Origin of the sequence: Paracoccus cavernae (assembly GCF_042430175.1) — a bacterium.
Classification (GTDB): domain Bacteria; phylum Pseudomonadota; class Alphaproteobacteria; order Rhodobacterales; family Rhodobacteraceae; genus Paracoccus; species Paracoccus cavernae.
Genome location: NZ_JBHMDZ010000047.1, coordinates 100,024 through 114,949, shown reverse-complemented (window position 1 = coordinate 114,949; position 14,926 = coordinate 100,024). Strand labels below are relative to the sequence as shown.

Sequence of the window (14,926 nt, the reverse complement as noted above, 5' to 3'; positions counted from 1 at the left end):
AGAATGGTCAAAAAGACCAATTAAAAGATCATATACGGCATATAGGAATTGGCCGCGATTTGGCTTCGGCCTTTGCCCGCCCATCCTTGCAAAGCAGCGCGCCAGCGCTGCCCGAAAAAGGGCGGGGCGCAGCAGGGGGGCGGGTCCCGAACCGACGGGCAGATGCGGCTGCATCATGTCGGGGCGACTCTATGTTGATGGGCCGCATCTTGCGCAGATACGGCCCGTCTGGCTCTCAGAGAATGTCGCGGCGCAAGTAATCGTAGTAACGCGCGCGGAATTCGTCGTTGAGCGCCGATGACTGCTTCTGGATCGAGGGAGAGCGGACAGGCCAGGAGCTGCCGTCTTCTCCGGCGAAGGCGGCAATCGTGTCGAGGACGGCGCGGGGGTCTTCGACAAGGTTCTCATAAGAAACATGAAGATAGGGATATCCGAACGCCGCGGCGAACATCGCGATGCTGCTGTTGTCGGCCTGAATCGCGTCGATAATGGCCGTGAGCTGGCGCGCGTCGAACTGGACCACGACATCATCGCCTACACCGGCCTGATTGCTGGTCCATTTCCGAGTTTGCAGCGCGATCTGATAGGAAATCGCCTGACCGATCAGGTCTTCGCGCGTGATGTGGATGACCTTCATGCCGCCGCGATACATGCCCGCGATGCCGAAACGCTGGAGCATCATAAGCTGGTCGGCAGAAGCTTTGAAACCATAGCTCGTCCGGTCGGCTCCAAAGGTTTTGCCTGCCGAAACCATATATTCCGAGAGCGACGTCGTTCCCCACTGCTCGCTGCTTTTCACGACGCTGTCGAAATTCAGCTGTTCGTGGAAGCCTCCGAAATAGGGCGTCGCCCGCAGGTAATCCGCCAAAAGATTGGAGCCGCAGCGATTGGTGAAGCCCATGCAGTAAAGCGGAGTTTCAAAGATTTCCGTGCCGTCGTAGTAGGCCGCGCGACCGAAGCGCTTTTTGAGGTTCTCCTCGTGAGTGCCGGTGCGGGAAAGATGGGTCTTAAAGCTCATCATGGCCTCGAGTGTTTCTTATTGCTTCACGCAATAGAGGTGAACGGGCCTGGATGACAAGGCGAATATAGCGTTCCCAACCAGCAGTTGGCATAGGCATATAGGATTAATCGGCGCTTTGGGCGGATAGGCGCTGCTTTGGGCAATGGGCGCCATCAGGCATTAAAAAACCCGCCCTGATCGGGGCGGGTTCGGGAACGGGCGAGGGCGTTGCCTCAGCCTGCGATAATCTCGAATTTGCGGACGTCGACCATGCCGCGATCGGTGATCTTCAGGGCGGGGATCACCGGCAATGCGAGAAAGCCGAGCTGCAGGAACGGCTCTTCGATGCCGATCCCGAGGCTGCGCGCCGCGCCGCGCAGGGCGACCATGTGGTCGCGCACGGCCTCGTAGGGCTCGAGGCTCATGAGGCCCGCGACCGGCAGCGCGATCTCGGCCAGAATGGTGCCGTCGCGCACCACGACAAAGCCGCCCTCAAGCGCGCTCAGCCGGTTAACGGCGACCGCCATATCGGCGTAATCCGCGCCGACGGCGATGATGTTGTGGTGGTCGTGGCACACGGTCGAGGCGATCGCGCCGGCCTCCATCCCGAAGCCGCGCACGAAGCCGTTGGCGATATTGCCGTTCTTGCCGTGCCGCTCGACCACGGTGATGCGCATCAGGTCGCGCGCGGGATCAGGGGCCTTGTCGCCCGAGACGATCGCGATGTCTTCGTGCAGATGCTCGGTGATGATCTTGCCTTCGAGGATGCCGATGACGTCGGTGCGGCTGTCGTTGCTGGTGGTGCGGAAATCGGCGGCGGTGACCGCTGGCGCCTTGACCGAGCGGCGGCCGATCTCGTGTTGCGGTGCGCGCAGGGCAAAGGCGGCCTCGGTGACCTCGCGCCCGCCGGCCAGAACCAGCTGCGCATGGCAACCCTCGAGGCTGTCGATCGCCACGATATCGGCGCGCAGGCCCGGCGCGATCAGCCCGCGATCCTTGAGCCCGAAAGCCTCGGCCGCCGAAAGCGAGGCGGCGCGGTAGGCGGCCAGCGGGCTCGTTCCCAGCGCGATCAGGCGGCGGATCATATAGTCGAGATGGCCGTGCTCGGCGATGTCGAGCGGATTCCGGTCGTCGGTGCACAGACACATATAGGCGCTGGTCGCATCGTTGAGACAGGGTTGCAGCGCGTCGAGATCCTTGGAGACCGAGCCCTCGCGGATCAGGACGCGCATGCCTTTGCGCAGCTTTTCCAGCGCCTCTTCGGCGGTCGTCGCCTCGTGTTCCGTGCGGATGCCGGCGGCGATATAGGCGTTGAGGTCAAGCCCGCTCACCTGCGGGCAGTGCCCGTCGATATGGCGGCCGGCAAAGAGCGCGAGTTTGTCCAAGACCGGCGGGTCGCAATGGATGACGCCGGGATAATTCATGAACTCCGCCAGCCCGATTCCCGAGGGATGGCCCATCAGCGGCTTGAGGTCGCCCGCCTCGATCCTCGCGCCCGAGGTTTCCATATCGGTCGAGGGCACGCAGGAGGACAGCTGCACGCGCAGGTCCATCAGCAGATGCTCCGAGGCGTTCTGGAACCAGCGGATCCCGTCGGTGCCGATGACATTGGCCAGCTCGTGGGGGTCGCAAATTGCGGTGGTGACGCCGCGCGGCGTGACGCAGCGGTCGAATTCATGCGGGGTGACGAGGCTGCTTTCGACATGGAGATGGGTGTCGATGAAGCCCGGCACGAGGATGAGCCCGCTCACGTCGATCTCGCGCTTGCCTTCGTAGCTGGCGCAGGTGCCGACGATGCGGTCGCCGCAGATCGCGACATCACCTTCGAGCAGGATGCCGGTCACGAGATCGAACACCCGTCCGCCCTTGAGCACGAGATCGGCCTTTTCGCGGCCATGGGCCTGCGCGATCCGGGTCTCGAGGGGCTGGGGTGTCGGGGTCATGGCGGTCTCCGGTGGGTGATGGGCTGGTGGTTGGCTGGCCGGTTGCGGACGGTCCGGCTGGGCAGTTCAATTCCGAGTTGAGCCATTATGGCGCAGTCGGGGGAAAACGGCCATAAGCGGCAGCTGTCTCGGTGTGCCTTGTTGCGCCGGTGCGGCCGGTCCGCGAAACGGGGCCAGACCGCACGGGTTCTGGCGCGGAAGCGGGGTTAAAGCCCCGGCGGCCGGACCGCGACGTCCGCAGGAGGCGGCAGCGGTGGTTCAAGCTCTGTGGGGTCGGGCGGGATTTCGGTGTCGCGGGGATGGGTTTCGATCTCGCGCTGCCATTCGCGCCAGATCGAGACCAGAAGCGCCATCAGCACGGGGCCGACAAAAAGCCCCAGAATGCCCATGGTTTTCACGCCGCCGATCAGTCCGAAGAAGGTCGGCAGGAACGGCAGCTTCACCGGCCCGCCAACCAGCATCGGGCGGATGGTTTTGTCGACGACGAAAAGCTCGATCGCGCCCCAGAGGAACAGCCCGATCCCCGCAACCGTCGAGCCGCTCGCCACGAGATAGATCGAGATCAGCGTGAAGGACAAAGGCGCGCCGCCCGGCACCAGCGCCATGAAGCCGGTGATGACCCCGAAGGCGACCGGCGAGGGCACGCCCGCGATCCAATAGGCCATGCCCAGAATGACGCCTTCGCCAAGCGCGATCAGCGTCATCCCGGTCAGGGTCGAGCTGATGGTCGCGGGCACGACGCGCGAAAGCCGGTTCCAGCGCTCGGGCAGGATGCGCTGGCCGACGCGGTCGATCTGCTCGACGATTTTTTCGCCGTCGCGGTAGAGCACGAAAAGCGTGATCAGCGTGAACAGGGTCGTCAGCGCCATATGGGCGGTCATGGCGCCCGCCGTGACCACGCCGCGGTAGAAACTGGCGATGTTCGAGCCGCTGACGGCCTGTGTCAGATGTCCGATCGCGCCGGGCTGGCCGATGAAGGTCTGCCATTGCTCGTCGAGCCAATCGCCGATCTGGGGGATGCGCAGCATCCAGCCTGGGGTCGGCGCGCCGGTGACATTGACCTCGAGCGCCCAGTAAAGCCAGGCCCGCACCTCTTCGACGGCATAGAAAAGCGCGATGCTCATGGGCACGACGATCACGCAAAGGATCGTCAGGATCATTGCCGCCGCGCTGAGGGTTTTGCCGAGGCCCAGCCCGTGGACCAGACGCTGGCGGATCGACCAGCTGGCCACCGCCATCACGGTCGCGGCAAGCACGGGTACAAGGAAACTGTGGAAGAAATAGACCGAGGCGATCAGGATCAGCAGCAACAGCCAACGGGCTGCCGAAACATCGGTAATCAGCGGACTACGGTATCGCGTTTTTGTCGAGCTCATCAATTTCCGTCCAAGTGCTGACCCCACCCTAGTCCTGCGCGCGCGAAAGCCCAAGCACTGATCGGCAGGCCGCGGCGCTTATCTTTCGTCGCAAAGATGAAGATGGCGTGAATCTTCGGGTTTCCGGCGCGATTTCCGGCGATGATGATGAAAACGTGAACGGATTTTGCCGCATTCAGGACCCGATCCGGCGGGATCGGGTCCTGTGCGTCGCGATGCGCGCGCGGGTCAGGCGCAGGTCGGTGGTGGGGCAGGCGCGGGGCTTGCGTTGCTGCCTCAGGCTTTGCGGATGCGCCGCAGCTCGGTCAGTTCGGCGGCCATTGCGTCGATCAGCGCGGCCTCGGCGGTCAGACCGGCCTCGGCCAGACGATGCGCGAGCATGGTGAAGGTGCGCAGGAAACGGTCGGAATCCTTGCTGGTCGCGGCGATGCGGTTCAGGCAGGCATGGACCGCGCGCCGGATCGAGGGCGCGAGATCGGCGCGCTGGTCGAGCCGCTTGAGCAGGAAAACCACCTCGGCCAGATGCATCGTCACGAAGCCCTTGTGCATGGTCACGGCCGCTTTCTCATAGCGCCCGCCTTCGAGCGAGGCCCAATAGGCGATCTTGAGGAAACGCGCGCAGAAACTGAGCCGCCATTCTTCCTGCGCGAGGGTGAGACGGCGCATGCGGGCGATTTCCTGCAGGTCGCGCTTGATCATCGACCACAGGGATTTGCGCCGCGCGCGGGCGTCGGTCGGGAAGACGAAGACGAATGCGAGATAGCCCAAAGCGCCGCCCGAGGCGGCCATCAGGCCCTTCCAGACCGGGAAAATCCCCTCCTGATAGGTCGTGTAGCTGGGGCTGAGCAGCAAGAACAGCGTGATCGCATAATCGGGTGCAGAGAGCGACATGCGGCGGTGCGAGCGGATGAAGGCAAAGCTCGCCAGTGCCGGAAGCAGCGACAAAAGCTGGCCCTCGGGGCTGGAGAAGACGGGCCAGAGCAGCATCTCGGTCGCAATGGCGACGGCGGCGGCGGCAAACTGGCCTTTGACGACATCCAGCATCTTGCGCGTGGGCGTGACGCCGGTGGTCGCCAGCGCCATGCCGATCGCGGCGCTGACCAGCGGATATTGGAACACCGGATTGCCGGTCACGATCCAGCCGATCGACAAAAGGCCGAGAACGAGGAAGATCCGCAGACCGCCCTCGGTCGCGCCGCGCCAGTCGAGCGCATAGCGGCGGCGCTCCTTGCGGGTGATGCGCAGGCTGCCCTGCTCCTGCCCGAGATTGGTGATCGCCGCCTGAAGCGAGACCAGCGCCTCTTCGAGGACGGGATCTTCGGTCTGGGCGATCAGCTTGCGCAGCCCCGAGGCCATGCCCGCGAAGTCGTTCTGCCCGTGCAGACGCGCGGCCAGATCGCTCAGACCTTGGGCCAGGGCGGGCGAGGGCGGATGCTGCTCGGCGGCGAAAAGCAGGTTCACCAGCGCGGGCAGGAGCGGCTCGACATGGCCCGCGCGGATGCGGCGCCCATTGGCCGAGAGGGTTTCGAGCTCGTTTTGCAGGAGCGAGGCGGCGGTCACGAGGCGCGCGAAAGCGGCTTGGTCGCGCCGGTTGGTCCCGCCCTGCGCCATGCCTGCCTGTTGCAGGATATCGGCGCTCAGACGGCGCATCTTGAGCTGGATCTCGTTGTCGCCGCGGTTCATGCGCGACAGATAGGCCCAGATCACGCCGGTCATCGCCCCGATCAGCACGGTGAGGATGCGGTCCATTGCGACCGCGCGCACGGTGTCGGGGTTGAAGGGGCTGAGCACGATCACGATGATCGCCGAATAGCCCGCAAGCACCGTCCCGTAAGAGCGGTAGGAGCGTTGCAGCGAGCCGATGAAAACCATGAGGCTGGCCCAAAGCGCGAGGGCAAACAGCTCGAAGCCGATATGGCCGCCGCCGAACCAGGCGACCAGCGCGCCGAAGGTCGAGCCGATGATCGTGCCGATAAAGCGGTAGGAGGATTTCTCGATGATCTGGCCGCGCGTCGGTTGCAGCGTCACGAAAACCGTGATCGCGGCCCATTGCGGATGCTCGAAGCGCAGGGCCCAGGCGAGCAAAAGGGCGACAAAGGCTGCGCCCGAGACTTGCAGCCCCTGGATCAGTTTGGGGCGGTCGAAACCAAGCCGTTCAAGCAGTTTCGGAAATGAAGTGAGGGCGGGCATGATGGCCGGGGCAATCTCGCGGAAGGGGGTGGCGGATCGCAGGATGCGCCGGAACTGCCCGAAGGCGGGCGGCTTTGCGCATAGACCCCGACCAAAGCCGCAACAAGAGCGGCCTTGGTGGCGCTCTGCGGCAATTCGCCACGCTACGGGGCAGGGTCCGCCGCGGCTGCCGTTATGCCTGAATTTTGGGCAGGTTGTGCATAAAGCGGGCAGTGCGGGCGCGGGGATTCCGGCCCGCCGCGCCCGCGCTGTTGCCCTGTCGGATTAGGCCGCGCCCTCGGGTGCTTGCGCCGATTCCGTGCCGCTTTGCGGTCCGGTTTCGCGGTTCGGATCGCGACCCGCATCCCGAGCGGCATAGCGGCGCGCCAGAACCGCGCCGACCATGATCTGGATCTGGTTGTAAAGCATGATCGGCAGCACGATCATCCCGAAACCCGTGGCCCCCGCGAAAAGCACCTGCGCGAGCGGCAGCCCCGAAGCGAGGCTCTTCTTCGAGCCGCAAAAGACCGCCGCGATCTCATCCTCGCGCGAGAGGCCCAAGGCGCGCGAGCCGCGGGTGGTGAAGGCGATGACGACCAGCAGGATGACCAGACACAGCGCGCCCGCGAGGATCAGCCCGCTCAACGGCAGGACCTGCCACAGACCGGCCTCGACCGATTGCGAGAAGGCGGCATAGATGATCAGGACGATGACCCATTGGTCATAGTTCGACAGCCATTTGCCATGCGCCTGCAACCAGGGCCCGATCAGGCGATGCGCCAACTGGCCGAGGCCGAAGGGCAGCAGCAATTGCAGGCAGACATCGCGCAGCGTCTGGCCCAGATCCATCGCGCCGCTGACCGCGCCGCCGAACAAAAGGCTCATCAGAAGCGGGGTGAGCAGCAGGCCGAAGACGTTCGAGCCCGCCGAATTGCAGACCGCAGCCGGGACATTGCCCCGCGCCATCGCGGTAAAGGCGATGGAGGAGGAGACCGCCGAGGGCAGCACGCCGAGGTAGAGAAACCCCGTCGCGAGATCGGCGGGCAGGATGCTCTCGGGCACCAGCCGCAGTGGCATGACGATCAGCGGAAAGATCACGAAAGTCGTGCCGAGAATGAAAAGATGGAGCTGCCATTGCTTGAGCCCGTCCAGAATGGTGCGCGGCGAAAGCGCCGCCCCATGCAGGAAGAACAGCATGGCGACCGCCGCCGTCCCCAGACCCTGCGCGGCGTCGCCCGCCTTGCCGGTGGCCGGCATCAGCGTCGCCAGCACCACGGCACCGATCATCAGCGCCAGAAACGGGTCAATCCGGTTGGTCAGGGCCTTGATCATCGGCCGTCTCCTTTGCTCGAACATTGCTTGTGTTTTCGTTGCGATCCCTTACGAGATAGCATGATTGGTCTGCAAATTGGTCTGGAAATGTCGGTCCTTCCCCCAAGAGGCGCAGCGCCGGTGGTCACGGCGCGTCTGCGCGATCTGATCGCCGCCGGCCGCTGGTCGCCGCAAGAGGCGCTCCCGCCCGAGCGCCGGCTTGCCGCCGAGCTGGGCTGTAGCCGCGAGACGCTGCGCCGCGCTTTGTCGGCGCTGGCCTCCGAGGGGCTGATCTGGCGTCATCAGGGCAAGGGCACCTTTCTGGGATCCGCGCCCTCGGGCGGGACTTTGGCGGCGCCTGTGCCGCTGCAACAACTGCTCGAAATCGCCTCGCCCCATGATCTGATCGAGGCGCGTCTGATCTTCGAGCCCGCGCTTGCCGCCGCGGCCGCGTTGGCCGCCGACGGGGCCGCGATCAAGGCGATGCGCCAGCTTGCCCGCGCGACCGGTACCGCCGCCGATTGGCGCGACTACGAAAAGCACGACGACGCGTTCCACAAGGCAATCGCGCGCGCGAGCGGCAATGCGCTTTTGTCAGGCATTTACGCGCATCTGGTGACGATGCGCGGTCGCGCGCGCTGGCAAAGGCATCACGACGCGGTCTTCCGCAAGGCGCGGCGTCTGGAATATGCGACCGAGCAAAGCGCGCTGCATCTGGCCATCGTCGAGGCCATCGCCGCAGGCGATCCGCAAGCCGCCCGTCAGGCGATGCACGACCATCTCGCCGCGATCCGCGCACTTTTGCGCGCTGCCGACAATCCGGAGCGCGGGACACGGAATGAGTTTTTTATTACATAATTCGCATTATATTATGTTTCTGGGCCCGTCCGATGGCGATTGCCCGATTGGTGGGTGACTGCTCGATTTTCCGGACGGTATTTGCCGCAAAAGATTGATTTTGATCACCATAGATCCGTTCGGTCCCGGCAATTGCCGATGTCGTCGGGCTGATGGCGGCGATAGGGTTCGGCTTGATCCGTTCGGCGGAACGGCTTTCTTCGGGCGTGCAGATCACCCAGCTTTGCCCGAAGTCACTCCACCGCGTTGGGCAGCCGTCCCTTCTCGGCGAGCGCCATCATCTCGGCGGCGCAGATATCCCTGCATTGCCGGAAGGCCGCCGGCAATTCGCCTCAAAGCGCTGTGCTTTCGCCGCGTGTCGGGATGCTCCCGCAGAGCGGGCCGCTCGTGCTGCTGCCGCCTGAGAAGATGCGGCGGTGCTCAGCCCTGCCCGCCATCCGTCTCCTCAAGCGTCAACTGCAGGAAGGCCAGATCGAGCCAGCGGCCGAATTTCGTGCCGACTTCGGGCAGATATCCGACCTGCCGGAATCCCAGCTTTTCGTGAAGTCGGATCGAAGGTGCATTGCCCGCTTCGATCCCCGCTATCATGACATGTTTGCCGAGGTGGCGCGCCCGCGCGATCAGGGCCTCCATCAAGGCGCGGCCGATGCCGCCGCCGCGTTGATCGGCGCGGATATAGACCGAATGCTCGACGGTGTGGCGATAGCCGTCAAAGGCGCGCCAATCGCCGAAAGAGGCATAGCCGAGCACCGCGCCATCGCCGATCCCTGCCCCGTCCGGTCCTGTTCCGTCGCCCGCCGCCTCTCCCGCCACCGCAACCAGAACCGGATAGCCCGCGCGCAGACGCTCCGCCCGCCATGCCAGACGATTGGCCAGACTGGCTTCGGTCTCGTTCCAGATCGCGGTCGTATGGGCGACGGCATCGTTGTAGATCGCCGTGATCGCCGCCATATCGGCTTCTGTCGCTTCGCGGATCCGCATGCTCGCGCCCTTTGTCCCGAGTTCTGCCGCCTTGCTCTGCCCAAACCCGTGCCGCGTCAAAGAATCCGCGCGAAATTTGCCCCGCTTTTGCGCTGTGCCCGAAAAACAGGCAGTGCCGCGCCGAAGATTGGGGCAAAGAAACAGGGCCGGAGTTTCCTCCGGCCCTTGGCGTCATTTGCGCAGGAAATCCTGAAGTCGGGTCAGGCCGTCCGCGATCTTTTCTTCGGAGGTGGCATGGCACCAGCGCAGCCAGCCTTCGCCCTCGGGACCGAAAGCACGGCCCGGCGCCAGCCCGAGGCCGGTTTCGCGCACGAGGCGCTGCGCCAGATCGAGCGAGTCGTCATAGCCCTCGACCTTGAGGAAGGCATACATCGCCCCGCCCGCATCGGGGACGCTGACGCGGTTCATGGCCGAGAGCCCCTCGACCAGCAGTTTGCGGGTGCGGCCCAGTTTGGCGCGCATGGCGGCGACCTCGGCCTCGCCCTCGCGGATCGCTTTGGTTGCGGCGCGTTGGGTCGGCTCGAAAATGCAGGAAAAGTTGTATTCGACCAGCTTGGTCGCATCCTGCGCCAGCGCCTCGGGGATCACCATCCAGCCGATGCGCCAGCCGGTCATCGACCATGCTTTCGAGAAGCTGTTGACCGAAATCACGCGGTCGCCATCCTGATAATGGCGCATGAACGAGGGCGCCGAGGCCACCGCGGGATCATAGGCCAGACGCTCGTAAACCTCGTCGGCCAGCACCCAGATGCCGTATTTGCGGCAATGGGCGAGGATTTCCTTGATGCTTTCGTCGTCGATCATCCAGCCCGTCGGATTGTTGGGCGAATTGATGATGACCATGCGCGTATCGGGCGTGAGCGCCTCGAGCAGGCGCGCGACATCCAGCGTCCAGCGTCCGTCGACGATGGACAAGGATACGCGGTCGACTTTGGCGCCGAGGATCAGCGGAACCTCGGAGATGTTGGGCCAAAGCGGCGTCACCGCAACCACGCGGTCGCCCGGCGACAGGACCAGCTGGTTCGCGATCTGTAGCCCGCTCATGCCCGATCCGGTGGCGGCGATGCGTTCGGGGGCGATGGTGCGGCCGTGCAGCGCGCTCAGATAATCCGAGATCGCCTGACGCAGATAGGGGCGGCCGAGGTTTTGCGAATAGAAGGTCTCGCCCGCCATCATCGCATCGGAGGCGGCCTGACGGATGAATTCGGGGGTGGGCTGGTCGGATTCGCCGAACCAGAAGGGCAGCACATCGGCCTTGCCCATCGCGGCATTGGCGACCTCGCGGATCAGCGAGCTGGACAGCGCGCGCACCGCGGGGCGGGCTTGGACATCGGTATCAATCATCGGAAGACTTTCTGAAGGCGGAGCGGAGTTTGGCCTGACGCGCCGGCGTCAGGCGCCGTGTTGGATCGCGCTGAGGAAGGCTTGCGCGCGTTCGGTTTGCGGCGTGTCGAACAGGGCCTCGGGGGCGTTTTGTTCGATGATCCGGCCGGCCTCCATAAAGACGACGCGGTCGGCGACGCGGCGGGCAAAGCCCATCTCGTGGGTCACGACGAGCATGGTCACGCCACTGGCGGCCAGACTTTGCATGACGTCGAGCACCTCGCCCACCATTTCGGGATCAAGCGCCGAGGTCGGCTCGTCGAAAAGCAGGACCAGCGGCTCCATCGCCAGCGCGCGGGCAATCGCGACGCGCTGCTGCTGGCCGCCCGAAAGCTGGTCGGGATATTTGTCGACATGGGCCGACAGGCCGACGCGGTCGAGAAGCTGGCGGGCGCGGGTCTCGGCCTCGGCTTTGGAGATCCCGCGCACCCGCATCGGCGCGATCGCGACATTGCGCAGCACGCTCATATGCGGGAAGAGGTTGAACTGCTGGAAAACCATGCCGACTTCGGCCCGCACGAGGGCAAGGTTCTTGCCTTCTTTGACGGTGACGCCGTCGACGGTGATCGTGCCGGAGGAGATGGTTTCGAGGTGGTTGATGCAGCGGATCAGCGTCGATTTCCCCGAGCCGGAGGGCCCGATGATCGCGATGACCTCGCCCCGCGCTACATCGAGGTTGATGTCGCGAAGCGCGTGGAAATTGCCGTAATGTTTTTCGACATTGCGCATGGTGATGATCGGGTCCTGACCCGATGCGGCGGATGCGTCTTTGGCGGAAATCTGGCTCATGGGAACTCCGGTCTGGTCTGTCGCGGACATCAGCGTTTGCGCTTCTGGCGGGCTTCGAGAATGCTCACGAGGCGCACCATCGGCAGCAAAAGCGCCAGATACAGCAGGGCCGCGCCGACCAGCGGCGAGGGATTGGCGTAGAAGGCCTGCGTCTGGGTCGCCTGTTTCAGAAGATCGGGCATCGCGACGACCGAGGCGAGCGCGGTATCCTTGATCAGCCCGATCGAGACGCCGGTGGTCGGCGGCACCACAAGGCGCATCGCCTGCGGCAAAATGATGTCGGCCATCATGCGCGGCCAGCTGAAGCCGAGGGTTTGGGCGGCCTCGAACTGGCCCTTCGGCACGGCCTCGATACCGGCGCGGAAGGTCTCGGCCATATAGGCGGAGGCCACCAGCGAGAGCGCTGCGGTCGCGGCCCAGAAGGAGGACAGGCGGATGCCCACGAAAGGCAGCGCGTAATAGACGAGGATCAGCAGCACCAGCAAAGGCAGCGCGCGGAAAATGTCGATATAGGCCACAGCGAGCAGGCGCAGGGGCTTGGGCGCATAAAGCCGCATGAGGACGAGCAACAGCCCCAAAGCCAGCGAGATGACCAGAGAGGTCGCCCCGAGAAGGATGGTCAGCCAGAAGCCCTGCAGCAAAAGCGGCGCGGCCTGCCTCAGAACGTCGATGTTGAAGAATGTCGTGATCAGGTCCATGCAGCCCTCGGTAATCGGAGTCCGGCCCGGTCAAGCGGCGGGCCGGACGAAGTGGTTCAGGCGAAAAGGATCAGAGCGCCGGAACCGGCAGAACCTTGACGGTGCTCGAATCCGCGGCCGGCGCCATGCCGAACCATTTTTCGTGCAGCGCGGCCATCTCGCCGCTTTCCTTCAGCTTGGTGACGACGCCGTTGACCTCTTCGACCAGCGCGCTGTCCTTGGGCAGCATCAGGCCGAATTGCTCGTTCGTCGGAATGGTAGCGACGATTTTGAACTGCGGCTTGTCCTTGATGTAATAGGCGTCGATCGGGCAATCATGGACGAAACCGTCGATGCGGCCGGTCGCGATATCCATCATCGGATCCTGATTGCCGTCATAGCGGCTGATCGAGGCGAATTTCAGCGTGCTTTCCTGCTCGCTCGCCCAGATCTCGCCGGTGGTGCCGGTGATGACGGCCAGCGTCTTGCCTTCCAGCCCCTCGAGACCTTCGATCCCGCCGTTTGCGGCGACGGTCAGGCACTGGTCGGCGTCGAAGATCGGCTGGCTGAAGCTGACCGATTCCAGACGCGCGGGCGTGATGGTGATCGAGCCGATGGCGACATTCGAGCGCGTCGACTGCACGGCGGCAAAGAGGCTCTGGAAGGGCATTTCCTGAAACTCGACCGGACGGCCCAGCTCTTCGCCGATGCGGCGCATGATGTCGACCTCGAAGCCCATCAGCGTGCCGCTGCCGTCCTGGAATTCGAAGGGGACGTTGGCGATATTGGTGGCGACGTTGAGCGCCTCTTGGGCCTGTGCCGCAGTGCCCGCAACGAGCAGCGCCGAGGCGAGAAGGGTTTTGACTTGCATATCTTCCTCCCGGGGGAAAATCAGAGATCAAGCCGCTTACCAGATTCGTTTTGCGGCAAATATCCTCCCGCAGGGGGACGTGGCCTCATTTTCTTGCGGGTGCCGCGGGGAAATCGCGCGGATATGACCGCCGACACGCCCGAATTGAGCCCCTAAGCGCAAGGTCACGCCGCGATTGATATTGACGGACTGGCGCCAATTTGGTGTTTGTCCCGATGTTTCATCGTGACCATCGGGCGGCAAGGTAGCGCGCAATGTCCTCCTTTGACGAGACCGGCCGGCCCCATCGCCGCCCCCATCATCTCACCCCCGCCACCAAGGCGCCGCATATGGGGCCGAACAACGGGCCGGAGCTTGGAGCGAACCCGGGACCGGCGGGCCTGCCCCGATCCGCAGCCGCGCAGATCCTCGTGACTTCCGCGCCCGCCCCTGCCCTGCCTGCCACTTCTCCATCCGGCCCCACCGCATACGGCCCCGCCAGCCTGCTGCCGCGTGTGCCGCGCCGTCCGGACGAGGCGCTCTCGCGGTTGATCCTTGCCGCCGACCAGCCCGATTTCGACCGCCAGCTCACCGCGATCCTGCAGGAGCTGATCTCGTTCGATCTCGCGATGATCTCGCTTTATCACGACAATGCGCTGATCGAGGTCGCCTCGACCTCCCAGCCCGAGCAGCTCGCCTCCGAAGTGCTGGCCTCTTATGCCAAACACACCTACCGCCACAGCCCCTTCTTCCAGATGCACCGCCACAAGATCCAGAGCGGCTTCTATCTGATGGAGAACATGGCCCGCCATCCGGCGCTGGCGCGGCCCTCGGGCGGGGCCGAGATGCTCGAACTCGATCAGGGCGAAGAGGTGGGTTATGTGACCGCGGGCTGGCCGAAGCGCCTCAAGGAGCTCGACATCGCCTTGCGCGTATCGGATCGCGATACGGTTCAGGTCGCGCTTTACCGCACCGGCAACCGCGGCTTCAGCGCGGCGGATCTGGCGGCTGTGGCCCCGATCCAGAGCTCGCTTTTCGCGATCTGCGGCCGCTATTGGCAAAAACGCGCCCGCGCGCTCGAGACGCCGCAAACCCCGCTGCAACGCGCCCTCGGCCGGATCGGCGGCGCGGATCTGTCGCCGCGCGAAAGCGATGTCGTCATGCAGCTCATTGCGGGCGAGAGCGAAAAGGATATCGCCGAGAGCCTCCATATCGGGCTCGAGACCATCAAGACCCACCGCAAACGCGCCTATCACAAACTGGGCGTGACGACGCGGGTCGAGCTGTTGGTAAAACTTCTGGATGTGGCGACGGCCGTCGAGGGCACGGCGGATGGTGGGGCTGTCGCGGGACATCTGCGCCTGATGATGTAGCGGCCTTTGGCCGAACCGGCGCAGCTGTGCATTCCTTTGCGCAATTTGTGCAAATCCGTGCTAAACTGGCCTCGGACTGCTTAAGGCGGCACCCGCCCGAGCCATCCCCGGTCCTCCAGCGGCAGCACCGCGTACGGAGGGCCGGTTATCCCTTTCCCGCCCGATGCAGAGCCTTTTCCGGCGCCGATGGCGTCGATCGCGGGTGACGGGCGTCGG

General features: G+C 64.5%; 12 protein-coding genes. 2 read left to right on the top strand and 10 right to left on the bottom strand.

Features of this window, described 5'->3' with window-relative positions; all coding sequences use genetic code 11:
- Positions 1–235: 235 nt before the first annotated feature.
- The 5 genes from ACFFUC_RS16530 to ACFFUC_RS16510 form a co-directional block, all read right to left on the bottom strand.
- On the bottom strand, positions 236–1,018 hold the full coding sequence (locus tag ACFFUC_RS16530) for a Stf0 family sulfotransferase (RefSeq protein ID WP_377687967.1): 783 nt from the start codon (positions 1,016–1,018) through the stop codon (positions 236–238).
- Positions 1,019–1,233: 215 nt separating this feature from the next.
- A complete protein-coding gene (ade, locus tag ACFFUC_RS16525; RefSeq protein ID WP_377687966.1) occupies positions 1,234–2,943 on the bottom strand; it encodes an adenine deaminase in 1,710 nt (569 codons plus the stop codon).
- 206 nt (positions 2,944–3,149) lie between these two features.
- Entirely contained in the window at positions 3,150–4,319 is a 1,170-nt protein-coding gene (locus ACFFUC_RS16520; protein ID WP_377687965.1) for an AI-2E family transporter, read from the bottom strand.
- Positions 4,320–4,595: 276 nt separating this feature from the next.
- Complete coding sequence (locus tag ACFFUC_RS16515; protein ID WP_377687964.1) at positions 4,596–6,509, bottom strand: FUSC family protein; 1,914 nt, start codon at positions 6,507–6,509, stop codon at positions 4,596–4,598.
- Between the two features lie 264 nt (positions 6,510–6,773).
- Positions 6,774–7,820, bottom strand: coding sequence for a bile acid:sodium symporter family protein (locus tag ACFFUC_RS16510; RefSeq protein ID WP_377687963.1), 1,047 nt, complete (start codon positions 7,818–7,820; stop codon positions 6,774–6,776).
- A gap of 60 nt (positions 7,821–7,880) precedes the next feature.
- Between ACFFUC_RS16510 and ACFFUC_RS16505 the strand changes: the two genes are divergently transcribed.
- Positions 7,881–8,657 carry a FadR/GntR family transcriptional regulator gene (locus tag ACFFUC_RS16505; RefSeq protein ID WP_377687962.1) on the top strand — a complete coding sequence of 259 codons (777 nt, stop codon included), beginning with the start codon at positions 7,881–7,883 and terminating at the stop codon, positions 8,655–8,657.
- Positions 8,658–9,077: 420 nt separating this feature from the next.
- Here ACFFUC_RS16505 and ACFFUC_RS16500 read toward each other — a convergent pair whose 3' ends face one another.
- The 5 genes from ACFFUC_RS16500 to ACFFUC_RS16480 form a co-directional block, all read right to left on the bottom strand.
- The gene (locus ACFFUC_RS16500) at positions 9,078–9,638 is read right to left on the bottom strand and encodes a GNAT family N-acetyltransferase (RefSeq protein ID WP_377687961.1); all 561 of its coding nucleotides are present in this window, start codon (positions 9,636–9,638) and stop codon (positions 9,078–9,080) included.
- 171 nt (positions 9,639–9,809) lie between these two features.
- Positions 9,810–10,982 carry a pyridoxal phosphate-dependent aminotransferase gene (locus tag ACFFUC_RS16495; RefSeq protein ID WP_377687960.1) on the bottom strand — a complete coding sequence of 391 codons (1,173 nt, stop codon included), beginning with the start codon at positions 10,980–10,982 and terminating at the stop codon, positions 9,810–9,812.
- Positions 10,983–11,030: 48 nt separating this feature from the next.
- Positions 11,031–11,810 carry an amino acid ABC transporter ATP-binding protein gene (locus tag ACFFUC_RS16490; protein ID WP_377687959.1) on the bottom strand — a complete coding sequence of 260 codons (780 nt, stop codon included), beginning with the start codon at positions 11,808–11,810 and terminating at the stop codon, positions 11,031–11,033.
- Between the two features lie 29 nt (positions 11,811–11,839).
- The gene (locus ACFFUC_RS16485; RefSeq protein WP_377687958.1) at positions 11,840–12,508 is read right to left on the bottom strand and encodes an amino acid ABC transporter permease; all 669 of its coding nucleotides are present in this window, start codon (positions 12,506–12,508) and stop codon (positions 11,840–11,842) included.
- Positions 12,509–12,578: 70 nt separating this feature from the next.
- The gene (locus ACFFUC_RS16480) at positions 12,579–13,358 is read right to left on the bottom strand and encodes a transporter substrate-binding domain-containing protein (RefSeq protein ID WP_377687957.1); all 780 of its coding nucleotides are present in this window, start codon (positions 13,356–13,358) and stop codon (positions 12,579–12,581) included.
- A gap of 254 nt (positions 13,359–13,612) precedes the next feature.
- On the opposite strand from ACFFUC_RS16480, the gene ACFFUC_RS16475 reads away from it, so the two are divergent.
- A complete protein-coding gene (locus tag ACFFUC_RS16475; RefSeq protein WP_377687956.1) occupies positions 13,613–14,710 on the top strand; it encodes a helix-turn-helix transcriptional regulator in 1,098 nt (365 codons plus the stop codon).
- Positions 14,711–14,926 lie beyond the last annotated feature (216 nt).

What these genes read in the sequence shown, in the direction of transcription:
- ACFFUC_RS16530 (WP_377687967.1), bottom strand. Translation starts at nt 1,018, where the DNA reads ATGAGCTTTAAGACCCATCTTTCCCGCACCGGCACTCACGAGGAGAAC.
- ade (WP_377687966.1), bottom strand. Translation starts at nt 2,943, where the DNA reads ATGACCCCGACACCCCAGCCCCTCGAGACCCGGATCGCGCAGGCCCAT.
- ACFFUC_RS16520 (WP_377687965.1), bottom strand. Translation starts at nt 4,319, where the DNA reads ATGAGCTCGACAAAAACGCGATACCGTAGTCCGCTGATTACCGATGTT.
- ACFFUC_RS16515 (WP_377687964.1), bottom strand. Translation starts at nt 6,509, where the DNA reads ATGCCCGCCCTCACTTCATTTCCGAAACTGCTTGAACGGCTTGGTTTC.
- ACFFUC_RS16510 (WP_377687963.1), bottom strand. Translation starts at nt 7,820, where the DNA reads ATGATCAAGGCCCTGACCAACCGGATTGACCCGTTTCTGGCGCTGATG.
- ACFFUC_RS16505 (WP_377687962.1), top strand. Translation starts at nt 7,881, where the DNA reads ATGATTGGTCTGCAAATTGGTCTGGAAATGTCGGTCCTTCCCCCAAGA.
- ACFFUC_RS16500 (WP_377687961.1), bottom strand. Translation starts at nt 9,638, where the DNA reads ATGCGGATCCGCGAAGCGACAGAAGCCGATATGGCGGCGATCACGGCG.
- ACFFUC_RS16495 (WP_377687960.1), bottom strand. Translation starts at nt 10,982, where the DNA reads ATGATTGATACCGATGTCCAAGCCCGCCCCGCGGTGCGCGCGCTGTCC.
- ACFFUC_RS16490 (WP_377687959.1), bottom strand. Translation starts at nt 11,810, where the DNA reads ATGAGCCAGATTTCCGCCAAAGACGCATCCGCCGCATCGGGTCAGGAC.
- ACFFUC_RS16485 (WP_377687958.1), bottom strand. Translation starts at nt 12,508, where the DNA reads ATGGACCTGATCACGACATTCTTCAACATCGACGTTCTGAGGCAGGCC.
- ACFFUC_RS16480 (WP_377687957.1), bottom strand. Translation starts at nt 13,358, where the DNA reads ATGCAAGTCAAAACCCTTCTCGCCTCGGCGCTGCTCGTTGCGGGCACT.
- ACFFUC_RS16475 (WP_377687956.1), top strand. Translation starts at nt 13,613, where the DNA reads ATGTCCTCCTTTGACGAGACCGGCCGGCCCCATCGCCGCCCCCATCAT.